This window comes from Gordonia sp. ABSL11-1 (genome assembly GCF_030315685.1).
Classification (GTDB): domain Bacteria; phylum Actinomycetota; class Actinomycetes; order Mycobacteriales; family Mycobacteriaceae; genus Gordonia.
The window spans coordinates 21,752-48,592 of the sequence record NZ_JASXSI010000011.1 but is presented as its reverse complement, the minus strand read 5'-3'; the positions used below and the strand labels follow the sequence as shown (position 1 = coordinate 48,592).

16 protein-coding genes and 1 pseudogene are annotated in these 26,841 nt (G+C 70.1%); 11 read left to right on the top strand and 6 right to left on the bottom strand.

Going from position 1 to position 26,841, the window contains the following annotated elements; translation table 11 throughout:
- Window positions 1–11 precede the first annotated feature (11 nt).
- From QSJ19_RS13675 to QSJ19_RS13665, 3 genes are all read left to right on the top strand, one after another.
- Window positions 12–1,883, top strand: coding sequence for a dynamin family protein (locus QSJ19_RS13675; protein ID WP_502876168.1), 1,872 nt, complete (start codon window positions 12–14; stop codon window positions 1,881–1,883).
- Entirely contained in the window at window positions 1,883–3,373 is a 1,491-nt protein-coding gene (locus tag QSJ19_RS13670; protein ID WP_286321134.1) for a dynamin family protein, read from the top strand. The genes QSJ19_RS13675 and QSJ19_RS13670 overlap by 1 nt, the downstream gene beginning before the upstream one ends.
- Window positions 3,374–3,641: 268 nt before the next feature.
- Complete coding sequence (locus QSJ19_RS13665) at window positions 3,642–5,810, top strand: HNH endonuclease signature motif containing protein (RefSeq protein ID WP_286321132.1); 2,169 nt, start codon at window positions 3,642–3,644, stop codon at window positions 5,808–5,810.
- Here QSJ19_RS13665 and QSJ19_RS13660 read toward each other — a convergent pair.
- Entirely contained in the window at window positions 5,794–6,318 is a 525-nt protein-coding gene (locus tag QSJ19_RS13660; RefSeq protein WP_286321130.1) for a hypothetical protein, read from the bottom strand. The two genes, QSJ19_RS13665 and QSJ19_RS13660, sit on opposite strands and share 17 nt — an antisense overlap.
- A 338-nt stretch (window positions 6,319–6,656) precedes the next feature.
- Entirely contained in the window at window positions 6,657–7,862 is a 1,206-nt protein-coding gene (locus tag QSJ19_RS13655; RefSeq protein WP_286321128.1) for a glycoside hydrolase family 3 N-terminal domain-containing protein, read from the bottom strand.
- Between the two features lie 260 nt (window positions 7,863–8,122).
- Between QSJ19_RS13655 and QSJ19_RS13650 the strand changes: the two genes are divergently transcribed.
- From QSJ19_RS13650 to QSJ19_RS26975, 3 genes are all read left to right on the top strand, one after another.
- Window positions 8,123–8,602 (top strand): universal stress protein, encoded by a 480-nt coding sequence (locus QSJ19_RS13650; protein ID WP_502876167.1) that lies wholly within the window; start codon window positions 8,123–8,125, stop codon window positions 8,600–8,602.
- A 272-nt stretch (window positions 8,603–8,874) separates the two neighbouring features.
- Window positions 8,875–9,075 (top strand): DUF2613 family protein, encoded by a 201-nt coding sequence (locus QSJ19_RS13645; protein ID WP_187586943.1) that lies wholly within the window; start codon window positions 8,875–8,877, stop codon window positions 9,073–9,075.
- Window positions 9,076–9,175: 100 nt separating this feature from the next.
- Window positions 9,176–13,834 (top strand): alpha-(1->3)-arabinofuranosyltransferase domain-containing protein, encoded by a 4,659-nt coding sequence (locus QSJ19_RS26975; RefSeq protein WP_502876178.1) that lies wholly within the window; start codon window positions 9,176–9,178, stop codon window positions 13,832–13,834.
- Window positions 13,835–13,896: 62 nt separating this feature from the next.
- Here the strand turns inward: QSJ19_RS26975 and QSJ19_RS13635 are convergent.
- A pseudogene (locus tag QSJ19_RS13635) lies at window positions 13,897–14,937 on the bottom strand (acyltransferase family protein); the annotation flags it as partial.
- A gap of 250 nt (window positions 14,938–15,187) precedes the next feature.
- Between QSJ19_RS13635 and pgfA the strand changes: the two are divergent.
- From pgfA to QSJ19_RS13615, 3 genes are all read left to right on the top strand, one after another.
- Window positions 15,188–16,564, top strand: coding sequence for a cell envelope lipid trafficking protein PgfA (gene pgfA / locus QSJ19_RS13630; RefSeq protein ID WP_286321127.1), 1,377 nt, complete (start codon window positions 15,188–15,190; stop codon window positions 16,562–16,564).
- Between the two features lie 1,280 nt (window positions 16,565–17,844).
- Window positions 17,845–18,792 (top strand): HpcH/HpaI aldolase/citrate lyase family protein, encoded by a 948-nt coding sequence (locus QSJ19_RS13620; RefSeq protein ID WP_502876177.1) that lies wholly within the window; start codon window positions 17,845–17,847, stop codon window positions 18,790–18,792.
- A gap of 4 nt (window positions 18,793–18,796) precedes the next feature.
- Window positions 18,797–20,530, top strand: a complete 1,734-nt coding sequence (locus tag QSJ19_RS13615) for an MmpA family trehalose lipid delivery protein (protein WP_286321126.1) — start codon at window positions 18,797–18,799, stop codon at window positions 20,528–20,530.
- On the opposite strand, the gene QSJ19_RS13610 is transcribed toward QSJ19_RS13615, so the two are convergent.
- Entirely contained in the window at window positions 20,481–21,689 is a 1,209-nt protein-coding gene (locus QSJ19_RS13610) for a glycosyltransferase family 4 protein (RefSeq protein ID WP_286321125.1), read from the bottom strand. The two genes, QSJ19_RS13615 and QSJ19_RS13610, sit on opposite strands and share 50 nt — an antisense overlap.
- Window positions 21,690–21,955: 266 nt before the next feature.
- Here QSJ19_RS13610 and QSJ19_RS13605 point away from each other — a divergent pair, with 266 nt between their 5' ends.
- Together QSJ19_RS13605 and QSJ19_RS13600 are read left to right on the top strand one after the other, a co-directional pair.
- The gene (locus QSJ19_RS13605) at window positions 21,956–22,639 is read left to right on the top strand and encodes a TetR/AcrR family transcriptional regulator (protein WP_286321124.1); all 684 of its coding nucleotides are present in this window, start codon (window positions 21,956–21,958) and stop codon (window positions 22,637–22,639) included.
- A 9-nt stretch (window positions 22,640–22,648) separates the two neighbouring features.
- On the top strand, window positions 22,649–23,491 hold the full coding sequence (locus tag QSJ19_RS13600) for a class I SAM-dependent methyltransferase (protein WP_286321123.1): 843 nt from the start codon (window positions 22,649–22,651) through the stop codon (window positions 23,489–23,491).
- A 33-nt stretch (window positions 23,492–23,524) separates the two neighbouring features.
- On the opposite strand, the gene QSJ19_RS13595 is transcribed toward QSJ19_RS13600, so the two are convergent.
- Both QSJ19_RS13595 and QSJ19_RS13590 read right to left on the bottom strand, forming a co-directional pair.
- Complete coding sequence (locus QSJ19_RS13595) at window positions 23,525–24,223, bottom strand: hypothetical protein (RefSeq protein ID WP_286321122.1); 699 nt, start codon at window positions 24,221–24,223, stop codon at window positions 23,525–23,527.
- 58 nt (window positions 24,224–24,281) lie between these two features.
- Complete coding sequence (locus tag QSJ19_RS13590; RefSeq protein ID WP_286321121.1) at window positions 24,282–26,840, bottom strand: ABC transporter permease; 2,559 nt, start codon at window positions 26,838–26,840, stop codon at window positions 24,282–24,284.
- Window position 26,841: the final 1 nt, after the last annotated feature.

The window sequence follows — 26,841 nt, the reverse complement described above, 5'->3', positions numbered from 1 at the left end:
GTGAGGACACCATGTCGACGAACAGTGTGAGCAGCGCGCAGGTCAGCAGAGGTCCGACGAGCAGCGGGCCGGCGAGCAGTTCTGCGGGCAGTCCGGCGATCCCGGATCTGTTGTCGCGGATGACCGAGATCGCGGCCGACGCCGGGCGAGGCGATCTCGTCACCCGCCTGGCGGGAGCCCGAACGCGGCTCACCGATCCCCGCCTGCGCATCGTCGTAGTCGGGAAGCTCAAACAGGGCAAGAGCCAGTTCGTCAACGCGCTCCTCAATCTGGAGGTCTGCACGGTCGGCGACGACGAGACGACCGCCGTGCCGACCGTGATCTCCCACGCACCGGCGCCGACCGCCCACCTCGTGGTCGGTGCCGGCGACCAGGATCGCATCCCGGTGGCGTTGTCCGACATCACCGCCATCACCCCGACAACCCCGCTCGCACAGGGTCGCGACGTCGCCCGCCTGGAGATCGCCGCTCCCGGACCGCTGCTCGCCGACGGCCTCGTCGTCGTCGACACGCCCGGCGTCGGCGGTCACGGACACCCCTACGCCGCAGCAACTCTCGGCATGGTCGCCGCAGCCGACGCGGTTCTCTTCCTCAGCGACGCCAGCCAGGAGTTCACCGCGCCCGAGATGGGGTTCCTGGAGCAGGTGACCGAGCTGTGTCCGACGGTAGCGTGCCTGCTCACCAAGGTCGACCTGTATCCGCATTGGCGCGCCATCGCCGATGCCGATCGGAATCACTTGTCCGCCAGAGGTATCGACATCCCGCTGTTACCCGTGTCGTCGGCGCTGCGGGTACATGCACTGCGGCTGCAGGATGAACAACTCAACGCCGAGGCCGGGTTCGTCGACCTCTACCGCTATCTCCGGGAGCGGGTCGTCCCGACCGCGCAGCAGGCGAGCCGTTCGACGGTGTCGACGGATCTGCGCGTCGTCTCCGAGCACCTCGCCCTGACGGTGGGCAGCGAGTTGGCGGCCCTTCGAGATCCGGAGACGGCGCGACGCGCCGTCGACGGCCTGCAGCAGGCCAAGGTCAGGGCCGAGGCCATGCGCAGGCAGTCCGCCCAGTGGCAACAGACGTTGGCCGACGGTATCGGCGACCTCGCCGCCGACATCGATCACGACCTGCGCGATCGTCTTCGGGCGGTCACCCGCGAGGCCGAACGTGCCATCGACGACGGCGATCCCGGCGCCGACTGGGAGCAGTTCGGCGAGTGGCTCGCCGAACAGACCGCCGGTGTCGTCGGCGACAACTTCGTCTGGGCACATGAACGTTCGGTGTGGCTCGCGCAACGCGTCGCCGAGCATTTCGCCGAGGCCGGCACCGACACGTTGCCCGATGTCGAGGCGGCCGATCTCGACGGCATCTTCGACGCCGTCGCCGAACTGGCCACCCTCGACGCCGGCAAGACCGGGATCACCCAGAAGATGCTCGTCGGCATGCGTGGCTCCTATGGAGGCGTGCTGATGTTCGGTCTGATCTCCACCATGATGGGCATGGCATTGATCAATCCGGTCTCCGTCGGAGCCGGGGTCCTGTTGGGCAGCAAGGCCTACCGCGATGACAAGCAGGCGCGTGTCGTGGAGCGGCGCGGCAAGGCGAAGGCCGCGGTGCGTGCTTTCACCGATGATGTGAGCTTCCAGGTCGGCAAGGAGTCGCGTGATCGGCTCCGCGTCATCCAGCGCGTACTCAGGGACCACTTCACGTCGGTCGCCGAACAGACGTCGCGATCCATCTCGGAGTCGCTCAGCGCGGCGCAATCCGCTGCTGCGCTGGCTGATTCGGATCGGTCGTCGCGTACCGCGATCGCCGAGAAGACACTGGGTGAGATCGCCGCGCTGCGACGCGCCGCCGATCACCTGGACGCCGGACGGGTGAGCAACTGATGCCCGATCTCGAGAACGCACGCGGACTGATCGGAGAGGCCCGTCGCGCCGTCGCCTCCGACCGGGATGCGGCCGAGGCGGTCGAGCGATGTGCCCGACGACTCGACGAACCCATCCGGATCGCACTCGCCGGATCGCTGAAGGCCGGCAAGTCGACACTTCTCAATGCTCTTGTCGGACAGGATATTGCGCCGACCGATGCGACCGAGTGCACGCGTGTGGTCACCTGGTATCGCCGCGGACAGGCGGCGTCGGTGACCGCCCACGTCGACGACGGCACGGTCGCCGCGATCCCGGTCACCCGAAACCGCGGACGGCTGGGTTTCGACTTCGGTGCGCTGACCGCCGAGCGGGTCGACCACCTCGACGTCGAATGGCCTTCGCGTGCACTGCAGTCCCGGACGATCGTGGACACGCCCGGAACCGCCTCGTTGTCGACCGATCTGTCGGCGTCGACGATCCGTCTCCTGGCACCCGAGGACGGCCAGTCCGGGGTCGATGCCGTCGTGTATCTGATGCGCACGCTGTCGGCGGCCGACACCGGCATGCTGCGCCGTATCTCGACGGCCATCGGCGGCGGATCGGGTCCGCTCGGCGTGATCGGAGTCGTCTCTCGCGCCGACGAACTCGGTGCCGGCCGCATGGATGCGATGATGTCGGCCGAGCAGATCGCCGCGCGCTACGGCGCCGAGCTGTCACGAACCGGACTGTGCCAGGCCGTCGTACCGGTCGCCGGCCTGCTCGCGCTGGGCGCACGCACCATGCGCGAGACGGAGTTCCGCGCCCTGACCGAGCTCGCCCGCGCGCCCGCGCCCGATCTGGAGACCGCACTTCTGACCGTCGACCGGTTCGTCCGGCCCGACGTGCTCCCGCACGTCGAACCGGCAGTACGGTCAGCACTCGCGGATCGCTTCGGTGTGTTCGGGATCCGCATGGGCGTCACGCTGATCCGGTTCGGTATCACGACGTCGAGCCAGTTGGCCGACGAACTCGTCGCGCGCAGCGGACTGTCCGAGCTGAGCGCCATCATCGATGTGCAGTTCGGTCAGCGGGCCGACCAGCTGAAGGCGCACTCCGTGCTCGTGACTCTCGACCACGTGCTGTCGCGGGCCGAGGGCACCGATGCCGACGCCGTACGGGCGTCGGTCCGGCGTTCGCTCGCCGACGTCCACGGATTCCGGGAGTTGCGGCTGCTCAACGTCCTTCGGTCCGGCGGCGCCGGTCTACCCGCAGACCAGACCGAAGAACTGGCACGGATCGTCGGCGGGCACGGGGTCGACCCGGCGACCCGACTGGGCCTCGACCCAGACACCGATCGGGACGTCATCCGTTCTGCGGCCGTCGCCGCGGCCCAACTCTGGCGCGGCCGTGCGGCTCATCCGCTGGTGTCCGCGGACGCGTCCGCTGCGTGCGCGACCGCCGTGCGCAGTGCTGAAGGCGTTGTCGCGCAGCTCGATACGGTAGCAGATCGGGCCGACGTGTCGATGTGAGGATCCGGGGTTGGTTCTGGTGGGCTGATGTGGGGTCGGTGTCGGTGCATCCAGACGTCTTCGCGGGGCACCTCAGCGTGCGGACCGTGCGCGTCGGGCACGGGACTGGGTCACTGGTCGTGAGTTGTCCACAACCCGCGCACGTGGTGCCGAAGGTGTCGGGGCCGGGAGGTAGTCTCCTCGGCAGTTGATTCCACGCGGGTGATGCGTTCGATGACGGGCAGATGTCGACAGCCCCATTCCCACGCCACCCGAAGGTGCCACCGCCATGGATGCCCTGTTCGATCCCGTCGATCACATCGCGTCGTCGGCGGAACTGTCGTCGGCGGATACGGCTGCGAGGGCGCGGGCTCACCTACGGTTGAGTCGCCAGCACGAGGCGCGCGCAGTGCTGCTGGCGCAGCAGATCGGCGAGTCCGCGTACAACGAGACCCTGGGTTCTGCGCAGCATCCCAGAGGCCGGATGTCCGGGCGCAGGGCCGCCGAGCGGGCGTCCCTCGACGCCGTGGCGTTGGGTCTGCGGGTCTCGAAGAACAAGGCCGGGCGGTGGATGGCGGACGGCGAGGCCTTGCAACGCCATCCGAAGATCAAGGCCCGGTATCTGGCGGGCGACTTCAGCACGAACCGGGTCGAGAAGCTCCTGCGGGCCGCAGAGGTCGCGCCGGACGTCGAACTCACCGATGGCGGGCTCGACGTCGCGGACGGGGAGCCCGACGCCCCGGGCAGCGGGGCTCGCGGGCGCGGAGAGGACGACGCCATTGCGAACGCCGGCGGGTCGCCGACGCTCGATGACCTGCTGGCGGATTCGCCTGGTGAAGCCGGCGTCGCGGACACTGCACCTGATGTCGGCAGGGACGGAGGGATCGATGCTGACGGTGGCGTGGATGTCGACCCCGACGGTGGCGTGCATTCCGACGTGGACGCCGACGTCGATCTCGGCGCCGGCGATTCCGATGAGCTGATCATCGATTTCGAGGATCTCGCCCTGGATCTGGCGGATCGCCCGACCACGGACAAAGCGCTCGAGGGCGCCTTGAACGATCTGATCGTCGATCTCGATCCCGATCGCGCCGCGGAGGTGCGCGAAGAGTTCGCCGAGGCGTGGCAGAACATCACCATCACCACTGACGCGGCCGGACATACGACCATCGAGATCTGCGCGCCCGCCGAACAGGGTGTCTTCCTCGGGCACAGAATCCGTGAGCTGCTGTCGGCGCGCGTGTGCCCTGCCGACCCACGGGCCACCGGTCAACAACGCGTCATGGCCCACGCAGAACTCATCGGCGTACCCGGCGCCCGCCTCGACTGCCGTTGTGGACGCGACGACTGCCGTGTTGGTCGTGGCGGTGGCGGCGGTGGTCGCGGTTCAGGTGGCCGTCGCCATGGCGATGTGGGCGGCGGCGGTGGCGGTGGCGGTGGCCGCAGTGTCGGGGATAGGCGCGGTGGCAGCGCGGGTCGTGCCGGTGCCGGTGCCGGTGCCGGTGCCGGCGCAGATGAGCATGCCGGTTCCGATGTTCCTTCGGATGCGGCACTCTCAACACGATCGGAGGACCGTGGCGATCAGGGAGGTGACATCGCGGACTCTGCCGCGATCGACTCGCCGCATACCGACACCCCACACGCCGCATCACCGGTGTGCGACAGCTCGCCGGACACCGGGTCCGGCGCAGGCTCCGATGCCGACACCGCATCCGGCACTGACGGCGAATCCGAGCATCCGTTGGATAGCGAGTTCGAGGCCGGGGATCCGTCGGACACGAGGTGCGGTTCCGATGAGCTGTCCGGCACTGACTCCGATCTGCTGCCCACTCCGTCCGAGCCCGACGACCTGTCCGGCACCGAATCTGGCACCGAATCCGGCACCGAATCTGGCACCGCCGATCTGTCTGCGGGCGTGAGCGCGTCGGAACAGCCGCCGTGGACATTGATCGTCGACCCGACCGACCGGCGACCGCCCCGGCTCCGCGGTTACGGGGCCATCGATCCTGAACTGGCCGCCGACCTGGCGCCGCGATCCCGGATCATCACCCCGACAACTCCGCCGCCGAGATCTGCAGGGCTGATCATCACCGACCGTGCCCCGGCACGACCGGTCGACCCGACCGGCCACGGCGGATTCATCCAACCGCCACCGGGCGCGCTGACCTACGCGCCATCAGCACGCCTGCGCGCTGATGTCGAAGGCTCCGATCAGACGTGCCGCTATCCGATGTGCTCGGTGCCGGCACACCTGTGCCAACTCGATCACCTCGTCAAATTCGACCACGCAGACCCGATGGCGGGAGGCTGGACGCTGCTCGAGAACCTCATCCCGCTCTGTCTCCCGGATCATCAGCGCAAACACATGGGGCTCTGGATCCCCACCATGCACACCGATCGCACGATCCGCTGGCGCAAGCCACAAGACGGGGACGTGATCGTCACCTATCCCCGATGATCGCGATCACGGTCGCGATCACGCCGAGGGCACAGGCGATCGCCGGCACGATCCACTGAAACGCGGTCGGCAGTCCTGCGTCGGCCACTGCCTGCGACGACGATCCGATCGTCACCGCACCACCAACGGCGAGCGCGGCCGCAGCGATGCCTGCGATGGCGAACCAGCCACGCGCGGAACGCCTTCCCTCCCACGCGTGCACACATCCGACCACCGCCGCCAGCACGACGACAGTTGCGACGACGGCACCGGCGAGGAGCGCGATGTTGATCGCGCGAACGACCTCGTCACCGGTCGCATCCGGCCGCTCGCGGGCGAGGTCCACCGCGAGTGCCACCCGGACCTCGGTGAGGTGCGTCGCCACAAGCAGGACACTGGCCACGACCAATGCCACCGCCAGCGCCCAGAGCCCGACGACCACGGCAGCGAACCGAGGTCGCACTCCACGCGCCGGACGCATCGGCGTGATCGCCACCTTCGGCCGCGGCGGCGGTGTCGGACTCACCATGCTGTTCTCACCATGCGGTTCTCACCATGCGGTTCTCACCATGCTGTACTCGCCACGCTGTACCCACCACGCTGCACTCACCTCGCTGTACGCGCCTCGCTGTACCCACCACGCTGCACTCACCTCGCTGTACGCGCCTCGCTGTACCCACCACGCTGCACTCACCTCGCTGTACGCGCCCATGTCGCACCCACCGTGTCGCCATCACCACGTCGGGCTCACGATGCCGCGCTGACGATGCCGCGCTGACGATGCCGCGCTCGCCAGGCCGCGCCGCGCCCATCACGCCGCGCCCACAACGTCGCGACCGTCACGTCGCGCACGAAACCTGTTACCGCTCAGCACGTCAGCACGCCCTTCGAGCGCAGGATGCGCACGACCGAGCGGTCAACCCGATCCTCGGTGAGTCGCTTGGACGCGACCTGCCGCTGGAGCGCATCGAGCACCGACGAGACCCGGTCGGTCGACAGCCAGAGCGCGATGTCGGAGCCGGCGCGGATCGCCATCGGGGCAGCTTCCTCGATCGGATAGCGGGCACTGATGGCGGCCATGCCGGACAGATCGTCGGAGAAGACCACGCCGTCGAACGGCGGTCCGCCGTAGGGCTGCCCGGACCGCAGCATGCCGATCGCGCGCGGACTGATGCTCGCCGGGGTCTCCGGCCCGGTCAGCCCCGGGACGATCAGATGACCAACCATCACCGCGGCCTTCCCGGGATTCTGCAGCAACGTCTTGTACGGCACCAGGTCGCTGCGCTCCAACGACGACAGCGGGGGCGTCACCACGACGCCGAGATGCGAGTCACCTGAACCGTGACCGTGGCCCGGGAAGTGCTTGTACACGGGCGTGATCCCGGCCGACGCCAAACCGGCCGCAAATGCCGAACCGTACTCGGTCACCACGGCGGGGTCGTTGCTGAAGGACCGATCGCCGATCACCTCGTCGTCGGGTTCGTTGCTCACGTCGACGCTGGGCGCGAAGTCGACGGTGATGCCCAGCCGCCGCAACTGCTTGCCGATGGATGCGGCCAACGTCTGCACTTGCTGGGGTGTGCGTGCCGCAGCGAGTTCGCGGGCCGACGGACTGTCGATACCCAACGACGACAACCGCGACACCCGACCGCCCTCTTGATCGACCGTGACCATGAGCGGGACGGGGCTGGTGCGCGAGATCCGCGCCGCCGCGCCACTCGTGAGGATCGACTTGTCGGTCCAACTCCCGACAAAGATGCCGCCGATCTGCTCCTTCTCGACGATGGCCTGGGCGTCCGCCGCGCCGGTGACGCCGACGACGATCAGCTGAGCCAGCTTCTGTCTCAGCGTCATCTTCGCGAGTTGCGTTGCACCGCAAGCTGTTGCGACAGGCGACGCCGCACTCGACGACGTCTCCGCCGGTGAGGGGCTGACGCTGAACGTCGACGTCGCGCCACCGGAGCCGCCCGGCGGCTCTGCGCTCGCACAACCCGCGCCGACGATCCCCACGACCGCGACCACCACCAACGCCAGCGCGCCGCGAACCACGTGTCCTCGCCGAGTTGAGCCCATGCGACGAGTCTGGCATGTAACCTGGGGCAATGGACGTGGGGTCCACCCCAGCCGATACCGCCACCGCGACGTCCGATACGGGAACCGGTGGTGGGGAAAGCGATGTTCCGACCACCCGGGGAGTCGACAGAGTCTCCCCCACAAGGCCGGTTCCGAGTCCGCAGGATCGGACCACTCCAGGGAGCACCGCGTCTCCTGAGAGCACCGCGTCGGTCGGCCAACCCCGCAACGGTCAGACCCCGGGTGTCCAGAACGTCCTCATGATCGCCTACGACGGCTCACCCAACGCCGATCGCGCCATCCGCTATGCAGGTCAGTTCCTTCGTTCCGGGACCACCTACGTCGTGACGGCGTGGCAGCCCGGCGGGATGTCGCCGACACGCCTGTCCACCCTGTCCGGAGGCATGCAACCCTTCATCGACACGCGACTCGAAGCCGGCGTCGACCACGCACTCGAAGTGGAGGCCGAGACCATCAACCGGCACGGCGTCGAACTCGCGGTCTCGGTCGGCCTGACCGCTCGCGGATCGCTCGTCGAGGTCGAGTCGACGGTGTGGGGTGCGCTGGTCGCCGCGGCCGACGCACTCGACGTCGATCTCCTCGTGGCCGGCACTCGCGGCGCGTCCGGCCTGCGGGCACTGCTGCACTCCAGCGTTGCCGAGCGGGTCCTCAAGCACTGCCACAGACCGGTGTTCATCGTCCCCGCTCAGTGCGAGAAACAGCCACCGGTCACGCTCTGACCGGAATACCGGCTGACCGGAGTACCGGCGTCGGCAGTCGCGCACGCGTGGCGCCAACGCTCGACGACTGGCACCGGGCCACCGCTCCGGCTCGTCCTGACCAGTTCGGATCAGGCCGACGACGCGCCGACGATCCTCGGATTCCGCCACGCCGACGTGGGTGAGGCGCGCCGCAACACGATCGCGAGCTCGTCGAGACTGCTGGTGCCCGTGCTGTCGGACTGACCGCACGCTCAGCGGACGCTCACATCGTCGATGGTATTTTCGTCGCCATGACCAACAACCGCCTCGTGGCCGGAGCCGTGGCCGGGGTCGCCGGCATCGTGGTGGGCCTCGGCGCCGTGTTCCTCGGCGGGTTCCTGACGACGGAGACGAGCCCCTCGACCGACGTCAACAACGTCAATCCCAACAGCGGGTTCGTGCAGGGTTCGGTCGACTACGGCACCCGAGGCGACTCCGGAGCCGACAACTGACCCAGGCGCGGTGACCTCGGCCCGGCTCGGCGCGTCGCCGAGCACACCGTCGAGCGATTCGCCGAGCGCACCACCGGACGCGACCCTGTCCCGTCGGGGCGTGCTGGTGGCGGCGCTCGTCGCACTGGTCGTCTCCTTCCTGCAATCGCCCGGCCGCATCGCCGCCGACACCAAGCTCGACCTGACCGCCGACCCGATCGGTTTCCTCACCCGCGCGGCGCACCTGTGGACACCCAACGCGCCGATGGGCCAGGTGCAGAACCAGGCGTACGGCTACTTCTTCCCGCACGGTTCGTTCTTCGCGCTCGGCGAGGTGCTGCATCTGCCTCCGTGGGTGATCCAGCGTCTCTGGTGGGCGGTGCTGCTGGTCGTCGGATTCGTCGGCATCGTGCGTCTCGCCGAGGCGATGCGGATCGGGTCGCCCGGATCGCGGATGATCGCGGCGATCATCTTCGTGCTCAGTCCCCGTGTACTGACCACGATCGGCTCCATCTCGTCGGAGACACTGCCGATGGTGCTCGCGCCATGGGTGCTGATCCCACTGGTTCGTGTGCTCGACCGCGACCCACCGGCCCGGACGCCGAATTCCCGCGACGCAACGTCTGGCCCCCCCGAGACCGCCGACCCACCGTCGACCACAGCACTCGCAGGCCCACTGTGGCGGCCCGCGGCGCAGTCGGCGGCCGCGGTGGCGCTCATGGGCGCCGTCAACGCGGTCGCGACGGTCGCGGCGGTCGGGGTGACCGTGGTGTGGTGGCTGCTGCACGCACCCGCCCTGACCGGCCACCCCGCGACACGCTGGTGGCGCTTCGGAGCGTGGTGGGCGCTCGGCCTCGTCATGGCATGCGCCTGGTGGCTGATACCGCTGCTGATCCTGTCCCGGGTCAGTCCGCCGTTCCTGGACTTCATCGAGTCGTCCCGCGTCACCACCGAATGGACGTCACTCACCGAGGTGCTGCGCGGGACCAGTTCGTGGACGCCGTTCGTCTCCCCCGAACGTGTCGCGGGCGCGGTGCTGGTCACCCAGCCGGCGGCGGTTCTCGCCACCGGGGTGCTGGCCGCGGCGGGCCTGGCAGGACTTTGCATGCGGCACATGCCTTCCCGAGGTCGTCTGGTCACCGTCCTGACGATCGGACTGCTGCTGATGTGCGTCGGTTTCGCCGGTCAACTCGGCTCACCCATCGCCGAACCCGTGCGGGTGTTCCTCGACGGTCCGGGCGCAGCCCTGCGCAACATCCACAAGTTCGAGCCGTTCATCAGGATCCCGCTGGTCCTCGGTGTGGCGCACCTGCTCGCGCGGGCCCCGTTGCCCGGCACCGTCTCCGCGCGTGAGGCACTCGCCGGATTCGCGAACCCGCAACGTTCCCGGCCGGTCGCGGCGACGATCGTGGTCGTCGTCGCCGCGATCGGGGCCGGATCCCTGCTGTGGACCGGACAGCTCGCACCCGCCGGAACCTATACGAAGATTCCCGATTACTGGTCGGCCGCCGCCCGGTGGCTCTCCGACCACGGCAGCGCAGCGCCCGAGACGAGCGCAAACGAGACGAGCACAGACGAGACGAGCCACGCCCAGACAAGGGCAGCCACGCCGGACACGTCCACCCCGAACACGGCCGCACCGAACGGTCCTGGCGCGTCCGGCGACGCCGCGACCCGCAGCCTGGTGGTGCCCGGCGCCCCCTTCGCCGACCAGCTGTGGGGCTTGACCCGCGACGAGCCGCTGCAACCGCTCGCCGACGACCCGTGGGCGGTGCGCGACGCCATCCCGTTGACGCCGCCCGGCGCGATCCGCGCTCTCGACTCCATCCAACGCGACATCGCCAACGGCCGCGGTTCGCCCGGCCTCGCCGCGACGCTCGCCCAGCAGGGCATCGGGTTCGTCGTCCTGCGAGCAGATCTCGACCCCGACAGCTCACGCTCCGCGCGCCCCCTGGTCGCCCGACAGGCCCTCGAGACGTCCCCCGGACTGGCGAAGGTCGCCACGTTCGGCCCCGAGGTCAGCCCACCGAGCGCGCCGGGCGTCGTCCGCGACAACGGGTTACGGCCGCCGTTGCCCGCCATCTCCATCTATGCGGTGCGCGGTGGCGTCGGGTTCCCCGGGACCGGACCCGTTCTCGTCGACGCCGACTCCACACCGCGCGTCGCCGGCGGTCCGGAGGCGCTGGCCGCCGTGCAGGAGGACCGAGCGCGACGCGGTTTGCCGCCGATGGGGCCGTCGGTACTCGACGCCGACGCGCGGGCGGCCGGGGTCGGCGCGGGTCGCGGCGGCGTCACGATCACCGACTCCCCTGCCGACCGCGAGACCGACTTCGGCCGCGTCGACGACCACAGCTCCGCGATCCGTGCCGCCGGTGATCCACGACGCACCCAGAACGCCGCACCCGACTATCCCGTCGCCGGGCAGCCACTCGTCCGCGGTGAATGGCTGCTCGACAACCAACCCGGGCAGGTTCGCGTCTCGACGTCGGGGTCGGCCTCGGACGCCACCCAGCTGGGTCAGACGTCACCGTCGAACTCGACGGCGGCGGCCTTCGACGGCGATCCCGACACGGCGTGGGTGAGCAGCGGTTTGGACTCCGCGGTCGGCCAGTGGTTGCGCCTGGACTTCACGCGACCGCGATCCGACCTCGCGGTCACCATCACGACGGCCAAGGCGATCGGACCGGACGTGACCGGCATCCTCGTCACGACAGAGGCGGGCACGTCGGTCGCACAAGGGGTGGAGCGCGGGGAGCCCGTTACGGTCACCGCCCCGAGCGGGCCGACCCGGTGGGTGCAGTTGCGCGCGATCAGCACGGCAAACGGCTTGGCCGGCAATCAGTTCGCGATCGGCGAGGTGTCTCTGACCGACCTGTCCAGCCGGATGCCGATCGCCGTCCGACACCGGGTCACCCTCCCCACACCAGCCGCGGGAACGTCGGTCGGGGGATGGCTGCTCACCCAGGAACTCGGCGGCCGGTCCGCCTGCGTCGATGACGGGCCGTCGGTCCGCTGCGCCCCCGGCCTGGGCCTCACCCCGGAAACGCCACGCATCTTCACCCGCACGCTGTCGGTGCCCGCGCCGGTGGCGGTGACCCCGAGTGTCGTGCTGCGACCCCGATCCGGGGACGGATTGCGAGCGTTGATCTCTGCGCCCGACCAGATCACCGCCGACGGGCCGACCGGCGTCGACGACCCGCGCGGCAATGCGGGCGCGGCGGTCGACGGCGACGTCGGCACCACCTGGACCGCACCCGAGGGCGACAGCGGGTCGTCGGCGGCCGATCGGCGACGCAGCGAGAAGCCCGAGCTGGTGATCCGACTACCCGAGCGACAGCGAGTCGAACGGCTCCGACTCGTTCTGCCGCAACGCTATCCGGCCGCACCGACCCGGGTCGGCGTCGATCTGGGCACCGGCACCCAGGTCCGCGACGTCGGACGCGACGGCGTCGTCGACCTCGACCCGGCGGTCACGGACCGCATCGGCATCACGATCACGAAGACGACAGACCTGATCGACGTCAACAGCCTCGGCTTCGCACGTCCCGCGCCCGCCGGGATCAGCGAGGTGCAGATCGAGCCGGCGCCGGCAGCGACGACCGCCGGCGCGCTCGCCGATCGGCCGGTGGAGATCGGCTGCGATGCCGGGATCGGAATCACCGTGTCCGGTCAGGTGATCGGGTTGTCGGTGCGCACCACCGCGAAGGCGTTACGCGACGGACAGCGCGTCGTCGCACGGCCGTGCTCGCCTGGTCCGGTGGCCGTCGGCGGCGGCGAACAGGAACTGTCGGTCAATCCGGGGACCGCGTTCACCGTCGATCAGGTCTCGCTGCCGGTCGTCGACGCGACCGGGGTGAACGCCGCCGACCCCGACGCACCCCGGGTCGGGGACTGGTCGGCGACCCATCGCACGATCCGGGTCGACCGCGCCGACGGTGATCGGTTCCTGGTGGTCCCGGAGAGCACCAACTCCGGCTGGCAGGCCGAACTCGGCGGCACGATGCTGCGGCCGGTCGTGATGAACGGCTGGCAGCAGGGCTGGGTCGTGCCCGCCGGCACCGGCGGCACGCTCACGCTCACCTATCGATTCGACTCGGTCTACCGCTGGTCCCTCGGCGTCGGTCTCGCACTCACGGCGGTGCTGCTCGCCGCCGCGTGGTGGCCGCGACGCAGGCGCATGTCGGCGTCCCCGGCTGTGTCATCCGGTGCCCAGTCGGCGCCGCCCGATCCGGCGGCAGCACCCGATCCGACGGCAGCGTTGGATCCGACGGCGGCGTTGGATCCGACGGCAGCGCCCGCCACCACCGCCGACGATCCCGATCCGACACGCTCAGCCACCACTCCGCTGTGGACCGCCACAGCGGCAGCTGTCGGGTGGCTCGCCGCGTCGTGGCTGCTCTCGGGCTGGTGGGGTCTGGCGGTGTCGACCCTGGTCGGCGCGGCCGCATGGCGGTTGACTCCCCACCGGTCGCGTGCCGGCGTGGTCGTCGTCTTCGCGGCGATGACCCTGGCGACCGTGGGGCTCGCCGCCGGACCGTGGCACGCGTCGACGGGCTACCACGGTTTCGACTGGTGGGTTCAGCTCCCGGCGCTGGTCGCCGTCTCACTCACCGTCTGGTTGGCGACGGTCGAACCGCTGCGCTCGTCTCTACTGCGCTCGTCTCTACTGCGCTCGTCTCTACTGCGCTCGTCTCTACTGCGCTCGTCTCTTCTGCGTTCCCACATGCTGCGTTCCCGCGTGCGCAGCCAGCGCCGAGCGGGTTCCTCGATGAAGGCGTAACTCGCCGCGGACACGCCGGTGGTCAGTCCCAGGGTGATGGCCCACACCACCAGGAAGTCGCCGTTGAACGGCAGGATGCCGAACAGCGGGAAGACCACCGCCAGCACCGCGAGATGCCAGATGAAGATGCCGTAGGACCATCGGCCCAGCGCCAACATCACGCGCGACGTCAGCACCCGGAACGGGCGTGCCGACAACACCAACGGCGCCAGCAACGCGAATCCGCAGATCGCACCGAGCACCATCTTCACGGCGAACTGCCACGGCGCGAGCGCCCCCAGGCCCGTCGGCCCGGCCAGCGGCGTGCACGCCAGCGCATAGGCGGACACCAGTGCGATCCCCATCCACACGCGGTGAGCCCCGACGCGCGCGACGACCCGCACCCACCGCGCCACCGGCCGGTGGTCGTCGAGCTCGATCGCGCCGACGAGTTCGGCCAGCACGAGCCCGGCGACGAACCACGGCAGGTGACCGAACACCCAGTTCTTCGGTTCGACACCGGCCGCGACCGGCAGCACCATCGCCACCCACGCCCACCCCAGACTCACCACGCCCAGCGCCACCAGCGCGGGAATGCGCCAGGCGGCGCGGCCGGACTCGTCGGCACTCGTGGGGCCGCCGACCCGGTGATCGACACGGTGATCGATGCGGCGGTCGACGCGCAGCCGCAGCAGTGCCCACCCGATGACCGGCAGCAGGGCATAGAAGGCGACCTCGACCGACAGACTCCACATCTGGGTCAGGCCGGCGGTCAGCGACAGCGGCACGAACACCTGGGTCAGCGTCAGATTCGCGGCCCAGACGGTGAGGTCGGCGTTCTTGGCGTCCGGCAGCAAGGTCAGGACGAGGACGACGACGACCAGATACGCGGGCCAGATCCGCACGAACCGGTGCGTCAGGTACCGCCGCACCGACGGCGTCGGCGCAGCGCCGTGCGCGGCCGCCACCCATGGCCGCCACAGCAGGAACCCCGACAGCCCGAAGAACAGGGCCACCGCGAGATCGAGCCGTCCGAGTACCGGCCCCAGGACGGGCAGCTCCACCGCACGCGTCTGAAAGGCGACGTGGGTGGTGAGCACCCCGATCGCCGCGAGGGCCCGCATGCCCTCGAGCTGCCCGAAGAAGCGACGCGGCGCAGTCTCCTCACGCGGCGCAGTCTCCTCAGGAGTGCCGACGCGACCGGTCGAGGGGCCACGGTCGTCGCCCCCGCCGGAGCCGCGGTCGGGGCCCCCGCCGGAGCCGCGGTCGGGGCTCCTGCCGAGGTCGTCGTCAGGGGTGGCCGAAGATTCGGTGATGCTCATGCTGGTCAACAGGGTAGCCGCGCGTGCTGGGCCGCCCAGTACCCTCGCCCCTATGTCAACACCCGGGCCGAGTCGTCTGTCGACCATCGACCTCATCGGACCGGTGCTGATCTTTGTGGGCGGATTCCTGGTCGCCGTGGCCATCGCCCTGCCGACGCTGTTCGTCGACAACCTACGCACCATCCCGCTCAGCACCGACCTCACCACCACGGCCTCCAGCACCGGCACCGGCACCGGCGAGACGACCGACACACCCGCAGCGGCCCGCGTCCTCGACCGCTGCTCACTGAACTCGCCGACGGCGCGTGTCGTCGGCGCCGATCTGACCCGGCAGCAACGGGTCGTCGCCGTCCGGCCCGCCGACGCCCGTCGCGTCACGCTGCAGTCGGGTACGTCCATCCGGGCGGAGAACCTGACGGTCGACGACCGCGAGGTCGATCCGCAGGCCCCGCGACCGGGCAGCGACGCCACGACACCGGCCGGCGCGGCGACCTGCACCGACCCGACGGTCACGGCGGTGCGCGATCGCGTGACCATCAACCGCACCACCGCGCTGACCGAGCTCACCGCACCCGCCGACGGCCCGCCGGGTAGCTCGGAGATCCAGTACGACAGCAACGCCGCACCCGTCGCGGTCCCCGACCGCCGCGGCTACACCTACCTGCTGCCGTTCGACGTCTCGCCCACCGACCACACGTTCTTCGACGTGACCACTCGCCGGTCGGTCCCGCTGCGCCACACCGGCGAGGTCACCGTGCACGGACGGGACGCGGCACGCTTCGTCGCCGACGTCCCCGACACCGACCTGCATCAGATCCGCAATGGTGACGCACAGAGCACGCCGCCGACGATCATCACGCGGCCAGCAGGGTGGTTCGGCATCCCGGGGGTGGATCCGGGCCGCGAGGTCACCGCCACGTTGCATCACCGCGGGTCGTGGCAACTCGACGTCGACACCGCGACCGGCACCATACTGAACGCCCGGATCGCCGTCGACGAGAGCTATCGGCAGATCGACCCCAGCCTGCCCGATCACCGCGTCACGAACCTGTCGGCGACCTTCTCCTTCGACGAGGCGACCCAGCGCCGGATGAGCAACCACGCCACCGCGCTGGCCTCACCCGTGACGATCTGGGGCCGGGTCATCCCGCTGCTCGCGGCCATTGCCGGGATCGCCGCGATCGGTGCGGGGTTGGCGATCGTCAATCCCGCGTGGCGTCCGCGCCGTCTGCGCCGGCCGCGCCGCCGGTCGGATGAGAGCGATCCGGTACCCGGCCGTGAGATGACCGACCGACCCGAACCCGACGATCCGGAGACCGGCCGTCCGACGCCCGACCGTCTCGAACCCGACGATCCGCAAACCGACGATCCGTCGTACACCGACCGTCCGCAACCTGATCCCGGCGCAGACCCACCAGCATCGTCGTGACCGCGGCGACGGTCGCGGTCACCGCGGCGGTGGCGGCGAGCGTGACGATGCTGTGCACCACGGTCAGGATGACGACCACCTCGGCCGCCACCGCCGCCCACGTCACGGCCGACAACGCCGTCGCGGACCGCGCGATCGCCGACAACAGCGCGACCTGCAGCGCGGCGAGCATCGCTCCGGTGTACGCGAACAGCCACAGCAGACCGACGAGCGGCGCGTAGTCGGGACGGATCAGGATGGGCACCAGCGGTCCGGCGAGTGCGGCCCCCGCGGTCAGCACCACACCGATCGCGGCCACCACCGCGACCGCGTGCATCAGCGAGCGTCGCGACGTCGCCGGATCCGCCAGCCGAGGGTAGAACACGACGCCGACGGCCTGCGGCAGCCAGAACGCCACCTTGGTGGCGATCGCGCCCAGCGCATAGATGCCCGCATCCCCGGCCGACAGCACGCTCCGTGACAGCAACAGGTCGACGGACGCGGCGATGATCAGGACCAGCTGCACCCCGGACGCCCGCACGACGTCGAGGAGATCGAGTCCGTCCGGCACCGGGGCGACACCGGGACGAGCCTCGCGTTCGCGCCCCTCGGTCCGCACCGCCCAGAACACCGCCAGCGCGGCGACCGCCGAGCCGACCGTACCCGCGACGAGTGCTCCCGCGGGCCCTGCACCGGCGGTGAGGGCGCCGATCACCGGGACGGTCCGCAGTACACCGACTGTGGCCAGCACCCACCCGAGCAGCCGGAACGAACCGTGGCCCTGCAGCACCCCCTCACCCGCGCCGATGAGGACGAGCATCGGGGCCGCCGACAACGCCGCAGCGGCCGTCCCGACACCCACCGACGCCGCGACGGCCAGCACCGGTGACGCGACGACCGCGAGCACGGTGACGGATGCGGTGGTCAGGATCGTGACCCGTCCGATCCGGCGGAGGTCGGTGTGCCGGACGACGGCGCGGGCGATGACCGCCTGCAGCCCCAGCGCCGCGACACCGAGCACCAGCATCGCCGACATCCCCACGGCGAACTCGCCGTAGTCGGCGGTGTCGAGCCACCAACGACTCGCGGCCAGATGGATGAGGTACGCGCACGCGTTGGCGAGCATCGAACCGGCGGCCACCCAGCCGAGAGCACCGGCCACGCCGCCCCTCCGAGTCCGTGCCACCATGCGATCAAGTGTGCACTCCTCGCACCCGCCCGCCGACGTCCGGCGCGGTGACACACCCGGCTCGTCGACCGCCCCGCGCCACCGTCGGGCCGCTTTGCGCAGCGCACGGGCCATGGGCAACGATGGTGGGGTGTACGACCAGACCTCGACCGACGACAGCGCGGACGACCACCCGTCCGATCCCGAGGGTTTCCGGATCGATCCGGTCCTCGCTCGCAGCTGGCTGCTGGTGAACGGCGCCCAGGCGGGACGTTTCGCACCTGCCTCGCGCTCCCGCGCCGACATCGTCGTCCTCGACATCGAGGACGCGGTCGCGCCCAAGGACAAGCTGGCCGCCCGCGACAACGTCATGACCTGGCTGACCGCAGGCAACGCCGACTGGGTGCGGGTCAACGGATTCGGGACGCCGTGGTGGGCCGACGACCTCGCCACACTGGCGACGACCTCCGTCGGGGGCGTCATGCTGGCGATGGTGGAGTCGGTCGATCACGTGTCCGAGACCGCCAAGCGGCTGCCCGGCGTGCCGATCGTCGCCCTCGTCGAGACCGCCCGCGGACTCGAACGCATCAGTGAGATCGCTTCGGCGAAGGGCACATTCCGACTCGCCTTCGGCATCGGCGACTTCCGCCGGGACACCGGATTCGGCGACGACCCGGCCACCCTCGCCTATGCGCGGTCCCGATTCACCATCGCCGCCAAGGCCGCTCACCTGCCCAGCGCGATCGACGGCCCGACCGTCGGATCGGGCGCCCTGAAGCTGTCGGAGGCGACCGCGGTGAGCGCCGAGTTCGGCATGACCGGCAAGATCTGCCTCACGCCCGACCAGTGTCATCCCGTCAACGAGGGACTTTCCCCATCGCAGGACGAGATCAGCTGGGCGCGAGAGTTCTTCGCCGAGTTCGAACGCGACGGCGGCGAGATCCGCAACGGCTCCGACCTGCCGCGTATCGCACGCGCGACGAAGATCCTCGACCTGGCGCGGGCGTACGGCATCGAGGCCACCGACTACGACGACGACCCGGTGCACTCGCCCGCACCGTCGGACACCTATCACTACTGAGGCCGTGGCCGGCCCGCGGTACCTGCTGCCGACACTGACCGTCGTCTCGGCCGCATTGACCGCGATCATCCTGGGCCCGCTCCTGCGGTCCGGGCATCTGCTGTACCGCGATGCGGTGTCGACTCCGCGGTCCTTCCTCACCGACACCACGCTGGGCCTCGGCGGAGTGGCCGCCCGGGCCACTCCGCAGGACGCGGTCGTCGCGGCCGCGAGCCGGGTCGTCGACGGCGGGATCGTCGTGGTCGTGATCACCGGTGGCGCACTCATTCTCGCCGGTGTCGGGTACGGGCGCCTCGCGGCACGGCTGGTGCCGTCGGCCGGAACCGCGGGCGCATGCGTCGCCGCCGGCCTGGCGATCTGGAATCCCTATGTGGCCGAACGTCTCCTGCAGGGCCACTGGAGTCTGCTGGTCCCGTTTGCCGCGCTCGGCTGGATCGTCGTCGCCGCCGACGACATCCGCCGAGGCAGTGGCCGCCGCGATGTCGCACCCTGGGCGCACCTGGCCTTGGCGACGGCCGCCGCGGGATTCATCCCCACCGGCTCCGTGCTGGCCGCCGTGATGCTCACGGTGATCCTGATAGCACCACTGCTGCGGCGACGGCGGTGGACGGGATGCGCCGCCACCGCGGGCATCTGGGTACTGGGCGCCCTGCCGTGGCTGACCGCGACGGCGCTCGGCACCGCGCCGTCGACGACCGGTGCCGGCGGTTTCGCCGTCTTCGGTGTACGCGCCGAACCGGGACTCGGCACGCTCGGGACGGTCGCCGGGCTCGGCGGCATCTGGAACGCCGACGCCGTCCCCGCAAGCCGCACGATCTGGTGGGCCGCCGTCGCGACGCTCGCGATGCTCCTGATCGTGACGGTCGGTTCCGCGTGGCTGTGGCGGCACCGGACTGCGCAGACCCGGCTGATCGCCGTGCTCGCCGGGATCGCGCTGCTGACGGCGGGCCTGGTGACGCTGACGGCGGTGGGTCCGGTCGCCGACGGGCTGTCGACGCTCTCCACCCACGTCCCCGGCATCGGCCTGTTCCGCGACACCCAGAAGTACCTGGCGCTGCTGGTGCCGTACTTCACCGTGGCCGCGGCCGGCGCGGTCGCCTACGCACGACGATGGGTCCCGGCCGGGTTCGCCATGGCCGCGGCCGCGTTGCTCATCGTCGCCCCCTTGCCCGACCTGGCGTGGGGTGTGGGCGGCAGCATCCGTCCGATCACCTATCCGGGCGACTGGGCGCGCGTGTCGGCAGCGGTCTCCGCCGACCACGGCGCCGTCGCCGTCTGGCCGACGGGGGCGGTTCGCCGCTACGCGTTCGCCGACGGTCCGTCGCTGAATCCGCTGCCTCGCATGGTCCGCGCCCCGGTGACGGAGTCCGGCCTGCTCACCGTTGACGGCGTCGTCGTGGATCCGGCATCCGGCCGCGGAGCCGAGGTCGACAAGACGCTGGCCGACGGTGGATCACCGTCGACGCTGGCCGGCCTCGGAGTCGGCTGGGTCGTCGTCGAAAATGCTTCGCCACCTGCCGATCTCGCTTCCTCGGCGACCGTCGTGTTCCGCGGGGACGACCTGACCCTCTACCGGATACCGGGCCCGATCGCCGATCTCGACGCATCGACGGCGGCGCGGGTCACCGTACTCGCCGCCCACGTGATCTGGGTGTCGACGATCCTGCTCGCCCTGGCGGCCACCGCGATCACCGCGGCGTCGGCCCGCGGCGCCGCACGTCGTCGAACACCGCGATGAAGCCGTCCGCCGTCGCCGACCACGAGTACCGCGACGCCTTGGCCTGCGCATTGCGGCCGAGCCGGGCAGCCTCGTCCGGGTTGTCGATGAGTTTTCTTGTGGCACTGACGAGTTCGTCGACCCCGTCCACCAGCAGGCCGGTCTCGTCGTCGTCGATCGACTCGACGAGGCCGACGGAACTGCGATAGCCGATGGTCGGGACCCGATGCTGGGCGGCCTCCATCACCGCGAGCCCCCACCCCTCCTTGCGAGAGGGCATCAGGTGCACATCGGCGCGTGCGAGGAGTTCGTGCTTGCGCCGCTCGTCCACGTGTCCGTGGAAGACCACATGTCGTTCCACCCCGAGTTCTCGTGCGTGGCTGCGCAATTCGTCTGCCCACCAGCCACCGCCGATGACGTCGAGGGCGAGCTCGGGACGGCTGTGACGCAGCTCCGCGACCACCTCGAGCGCGTCTTCGACCTGCTTGTGCGGCACCAGACGGGACAACACGCACAGCCTCGGCGTGCGATCCGTCCCGGTGTCAGCTCCGGACGGGGACACGACCGACGGCGACACAGACGAGGGTGACACGGCAAACGGACCCGACTCGGCGGCGGGCACGGGATCCACGCCGTTGCGGATCACGGTGATCCGTTCGGCATCCACCCCCAGGGCCGACAATTCGGCCGCCGACGGTCCGGACACCGTGACGTAGCGGTTGTGGCGATGCACGCGTGGAGACACCCGGGACTCGAGGAACCAGCCGAGGCGCCCGAGCCACCGCCCGGCGACGGGCCACTGCTCGCGATGACAGTGATGGACGAGGACCACCGTCGGGGCCGGTGAGGCCAGCGCCGCGAAGAACGGGATGCCGTTCTGGGTGTCGACGATCACGTCGGGTGCACTCGCACCGAGACGTCCGCGACCGATGCGGGCGGCGAAGATGGTGGCGGCCGCGCGGGGATACACCGACAGCCGGCCCCCGGCGCGCAGGATGCGGACGCCGTCGCGGATCTCCTCGGCGTCGGCGCCGTCGTGGGAGGCGGTCAGCAGTGTGACCCGCATGCCGCGCGCGACCAGTTCGGCGCCCACACGCTCGAGATAGCGCTCGCTTCCGCCGCCCTGCGGATGCGTCGTGTCACGCCAGCAGAGCAGGAGCGCATGAATGGCTTCGGTCATCGCAGATCAGCGTACCGACCACAGAAGAAGAGGCCCCCAGAGGTCGTACGTGGCATCCCCTCCACACCGCGTCCGAACCCTGAGGACCTCGTCCCCCGACCACGGGGTAGAACCTCGTTGCGGCTACACTGTAGCCGAAATCACGTTGGGCGTCTACAACTGAAGTTGAGCACTGCTGCGATGATGGAGTTCCGCCGTCGACGCAGGTCATCCGCACGATCGGCGACCTGCGACCGGGACGATCACCGAAAACGAGGACGCCACTCATGACCGAGCCGACGCGTGGCCGTCCACCGCTACCGATCGAGGAGATCCTCGGTGAGGCGCTCGCGCTGCTGGCCACCGGCGGGCCCGGCGCCCTCGGGATGCGGGCGCTGGCCCGCCGACTGGGCTCATCGACGTCGACGCTGTACCGCCAGTTCCCGGGCGGCAAGGACGAACTGTGCCAACGCCTGGCCGAGCAGGTGATGGCCGAGATCATCACCACCGTCGCCGACGCGGACCTCGACGACGTGTGGGACACGATCCTGGAGCGTTCGGCGATCATCACCTTCGATGTGCTGGAACGGCATCCGCATTCGGCGGCGCTGTTCGCCGGTCAGGTGCACTTCGGCCCGATGGGGATGATCCGCTACGAGGAGTCACTGCGTCTGCTGCTCGGCGCCGGATTGTCCCCGACGGACGCGGTCGCCGCCGACCACGCCCTGGCCAGACTCATCGTCGGATACGCGCTGCAGGCGGCGGCCGAGGAGTCCCCCAGCCGCGCGATGGTGTCCGAGTACTATCGTCGGCTCGACGCCGCCGACTACCCGTCGGTGGCGACCGTCGTCCCGGCGCTGCCGGAGGCTCTGCGGGCCGAGTTCGTCTTCGCTCTGCGAACCTTCATGGCGGGACTGCGGCATCTCGTCGCCGACACCGGGAACGGCGTTCCCGCCGACCAGGAAGGCTGACCACCAGGGATGGGCCGCAACGGAATCCGGCGCTCAGCGATCGAACGCTGGATCGGACGCAATGGGATCCGACGCAGCAGGATCGGACACAACAGGACCGGTACCGGCAGGCCGACGTTCGCCCGGTACGCGACGTGGTCGCGCGCGATCAGGTTGCTCGACGACTTCCGGTTCGAGCAGACCGATCCCGCGCGCTTCTACGGCGCGATCGCCATCGACACCGCGCAGATGGTCGCGGACTGGCACGGCGCGGGGCTCGACGACGCCGTGATCCTCGACGTCGGCGGCGGGCCCGGCTACTTCGCCGATGCGTTCGAACTGCGTGGAGCGCACTACATCTCGGTGGAGCCCGATGCCGCCGAGATGCATGCGGGCGGGCTCGACCACCGCGCAGGCGTCCGCGGCTCCGGCCAGCATCTCCCGTTCGCCGACGACTCGATGGATGTCACGTTCTCGTCGAACGTCGTCGAACACACACCCGCACCGTGGGCGATGGCCGACGAGATGCTGCGGGTCACCCGCCCGGCCGGCACCGTGATCATCAGCTACACCCTGTGGTGGGGTCCGTTCGGCGGGCACGAGATGGGTCTCACCCACTATGCCGGCGGCCATCGCGCCGCCCGCTGGTACACCCGCCGCCACGGCCACCCGCCGAAGAATCTCTTCGGCACCTCACTGTTCCCGGTGACCGCCGCGCAGGGGTTCGCCTGGGCCGCCGGTGCGGGATCGCGTGCCGAACTCGTCGCCGCCTTCCCCCGCTACCTCCCGCACCGGTTGTGGTGGCTCATGCGCGTACCCGGACTGCGTGAGGTGCTCGGCACGAATCTCGTGCTGGTGCTGCGAAAACACTGAGACGCGGGGCAACCACCGAGACTGCGGACCAGCTCACCCGATCGGCGCCGCGCAGCGCAGCGGTCCGCCGTTGCTCGTCGATGACGACAGCAGATCCTCCCCGCGCAGGATGTTGCAGGTGACCGGACCGCGGATGACGATCGCACTGATCTCGGCGGTCGCCCCGGTGACGGTCGCGGCCTGCGACCACGGCGTCCCGGCCGCGGCGACGACCGTCGAGCGGCTGCCGTCGAGGAAGCGGATGCCGATGACGTCGCCGTTGCCGGTCAGCTGGTAGACGACCTGACCGGGCGGCACCGTCGGTGTCGTCGTGGTCGTCGTCTCCTCGGTGGTCGTGGTCGTCGTGGTGGTGGTGCTGCGCGACGACGTCGTCGACGGCTCCGGCGACGAGCTCGACCCGGCGCCGGTGCCGCCGTCGTCGCCGGATCCGCGCGCGATCAGTACCCCGACGAGGGCCAGCACGACCAGTGCGGCGATGACCGCCAGTGCCAGCCCGACGGTGCGGCCGGTGTTCTTCTTCGGCGGCTGCGGTTCGTCCGGCGGTTCACCCGGACCGCCCGGCGGTGGGTAGCCGGACCCGTATGACGCCGCCTCGGTGTAGGCCTGCGGCGGTCCGTACGGCGCCGTCGGATCGTCCGGCCCGTACGCGGAGGTCTCGTCGGAAGGCTCGAACCGCCGCGTGTCGGGATGCTCGCGGTTCGGGTCCCAGCGGTCGTCGGGGGGTCGGGTCATGCGACCGATTGTGTCATCCCGGCACCGGCCGGCCGTCGAGGTGACGCGTCGAGCCCCGTCATGCCTCGGCGATCGCCTCCAACGGCCTGGTCCGAGCGGCACGGACCGCCGGCCACAGCGCCGCGAGGACACCGACGACGGCCGAGGCGATCAGCGTGATGCCGATCAGGCTCCACGGCACGACGGGGGTACCCAGTCCCCACTTGGCCAGGGTCCGCACCAGGGCCCACCCGATCACGCTGCCCAGGATCACGCCGAGGATCGCACCGAAGATGGCGATGAGCACCGACTCCAGGTAAATGCTGCGCCGCACCTGCGCCCGCAACATGCCGACGGCCCGCAGCATGCCGATCTCCCGTTTGCGTTCCACCACCGACAACGCCAGCGTGTTGACGATGCCGAGCACCGCGATCAGCAGCGCGAGTCCGAGCATCGCGTACAGGGTGGCCAGCATCTGGTCGATCTGGGACGACACCGAGCTCTTGAACTGGTCGCGGTCCTGAACCTGCACGGTCAGATACGAGTCGGTGGCGTTCTCCAGGTTCGTGCGCAGCTCCTCGGCCGGCACGTCCGGCGCTGGCGTCACGAAGATCATCGCGCTCACCTGCGCCGACGGCGGGATCAGCTTGGCGTACACGTCGGGGCCGACGAGCCACGGTTGCAGCGCCTCGTTGTCCTCGTAGACCCCCGACACGGTGACCGGGACCTGCTGTCCGGTCGGGCCGGTGAAGCTCACCACATCCCCGCGATTCCAGCCCTCCGTCTTCTGCGTGCGTTCGCTGACGATCATCCCGTCGTCCGGGAGTTGTTCGGGCGCACCGTCTTTCATGTTCAGGATCGCGACGTCGTCGGGTTGTCCGCCGACTGCGGCGTAACCGGTGACCGACTTGTCCCCGACCGTGGACTGCACGATGCCGAAGCTGACCGACGACCCGACGCCCTCGGTGTCGGCGACCACGCCGGACACCGAGCCGGGCACCGGGAGCTGATTGGCACCGGCAACGATGAACTCGGCCTTCAATCCGGTGTCCACGGCATCGTCGATCGTGCCCTTGAACGACGACCCCAGCGTGCCGATGACGGCGACCAGCATGAGTCCCAGCGTCAACGCGAACGCCGTCGCCGCGGTCCGGCGCGGGTTGCGCACGGCGTTGGTGCGGGCCAGACGGCCGAGCTTGCCGAAGGGCGCCCCCAGAACCGTACCGAGCCCGCCGACGATCGGCTGCGACAGGGCCGGACCGGCCAGCACGACCGCGGCGATCGCCCCCGCGGCACCCGCGCCGACGGCGATCGCCGGCCCCAAGCCCTCGCCCATCGCCCCGATCACGATGGCGGCCAACGCCGCCACCCCGACGACGGCACCGATCAGCGTGCGCACCCGCAGCGGCGCCGAGCCCTCCGCCATGCCGGCGCGCATCGCCTCCACCGGTGGCACCCGCGACGCGCGGGCCGCCGGCACCCAGGCGCTGATCATCGTCACCACGACACCGACGAACAGCGCCGCCAGCACCGCGGGCGCACCGATCTGCAGCGGGGCGTCGGGCAGACCCGACGACGACTGCGTCCACGCCTTCAACGCCGCAGCCAGGGCGACGCCGATGCCCAGCCCGACGGCACCGCCGAGGACACCGACGACGAACGCCTCGAACAGGACCGATCGCGACACCTGCTTCTGGCTCGCACCGACCGCGCGCAGCAACGCCAACTCACGGTTCCGCTGGGCGACGATCATCGAGAAGGTGTTGTAGATGATGAACGTGCCGACGATCAGGCCGATCGCCGCGAACGCCAACAGGATTCCGGTGAAGATGGTGAGAAACTGGTTGACCTGGTCCTTCTGGTCCTGACGCACCTCCTCCCCGGTCCGCACCGTGTAGGTGTTCGCGGGAAGCGCCTTCTCCACGCGTTCCTGCAACTGCTCCGGACTCACCCCGGCGACGGCGGACATGTCCACGTTCGCCGAATGCGAGCCGTCGGAGAACAGGGCACGCGCGGTCGCCTGGTCGAACTGGACGTTCACATAGCCACTCGTGGCGCCCGGCAGGTCGAGCAGGCCGACGACCTTCACCTCACGGGGTTCGGCCGAACCCTGCCCGAGCACGAGCTTCGTCGTCGACCCCACCGCCAGGCCCGCATTCTCCGCCGCCGACGAATTCAGTGCGATCTCACCGGCATTCGCCGGCCCGCGACCACCGGGCAGGACCTTGCCGGCGTCGGGAGACAACGCGACGTCGGGCGGCAGGTAGGCGGTCCCGATACTCGGGGCACCCCCCGTCTGCAGGGCCTTGCCCTCCGAGTTCGCGATGGTGACCAGGCCCTCGTAGTTCGCGACGATCCGATCGATGCCCAACTGCTGTTTCTGGGCGTTCAGATCGTCGTAGACCGACTGCGGCACACCGGGTGATTGACTGTTCTCCGGCGTCACCTGAACGGAGACACCCGGCGCAGCCGAGTCGAAGATGTCGTTGAACGCCTTCGAGATCGTCGACGTGAACACGATCGACCCGGCGACGAAGGACGTGCCCAGGACGATCGAGAACACCGTGAGGAAGAGACGGAGTTTGTGTGCGCGCAGGTTCCGCAGGGAGACCCGGCGCATCACCGAGGACGACGCCATG

Coding starts and splice junctions, on each gene's coding strand:
- QSJ19_RS13655 (WP_286321128.1), bottom strand. CDS start 7,862: ATGGGCTCAACTCGGCGAGGACACGTGGTTCGCGGCGCGCTGGCGTTG.
- QSJ19_RS13665 (WP_286321132.1), top strand. CDS start 3,642: ATGGATGCCCTGTTCGATCCCGTCGATCACATCGCGTCGTCGGCGGAA.
- QSJ19_RS13595 (WP_286321122.1), bottom strand. CDS start 24,223: ATGACCCGACCCCCCGACGACCGCTGGGACCCGAACCGCGAGCATCCC.
- QSJ19_RS13605 (WP_286321124.1), top strand. CDS start 21,956: ATGACCGAGCCGACGCGTGGCCGTCCACCGCTACCGATCGAGGAGATC.
- QSJ19_RS13670 (WP_286321134.1), top strand. CDS start 1,883: ATGCCCGATCTCGAGAACGCACGCGGACTGATCGGAGAGGCCCGTCGC.
- QSJ19_RS13620 (WP_502876177.1), top strand. CDS start 17,845: ATGGGCAACGATGGTGGGGTGTACGACCAGACCTCGACCGACGACAGC.
- QSJ19_RS13645 (WP_187586943.1), top strand. CDS start 8,875: ATGACCAACAACCGCCTCGTGGCCGGAGCCGTGGCCGGGGTCGCCGGC.
- QSJ19_RS13610 (WP_286321125.1), bottom strand. CDS start 21,689: ATGACCGAAGCCATTCATGCGCTCCTGCTCTGCTGGCGTGACACGACG.
- pgfA (WP_286321127.1), top strand. CDS start 15,188: ATGTCAACACCCGGGCCGAGTCGTCTGTCGACCATCGACCTCATCGGA.
- QSJ19_RS13675 (WP_502876168.1), top strand. CDS start 12: ATGTCGACGAACAGTGTGAGCAGCGCGCAGGTCAGCAGAGGTCCGACG.
- QSJ19_RS13590 (WP_286321121.1), bottom strand. CDS start 26,840: ATGGCGTCGTCCTCGGTGATGCGCCGGGTCTCCCTGCGGAACCTGCGC.
- QSJ19_RS13600 (WP_286321123.1), top strand. CDS start 22,649: ATGGGCCGCAACGGAATCCGGCGCTCAGCGATCGAACGCTGGATCGGA.
- QSJ19_RS13650 (WP_502876167.1), top strand. CDS start 8,123: ATGATCGCCTACGACGGCTCACCCAACGCCGATCGCGCCATCCGCTAT.
- QSJ19_RS13660 (WP_286321130.1), bottom strand. CDS start 6,318: ATGGTGAGTCCGACACCGCCGCCGCGGCCGAAGGTGGCGATCACGCCG.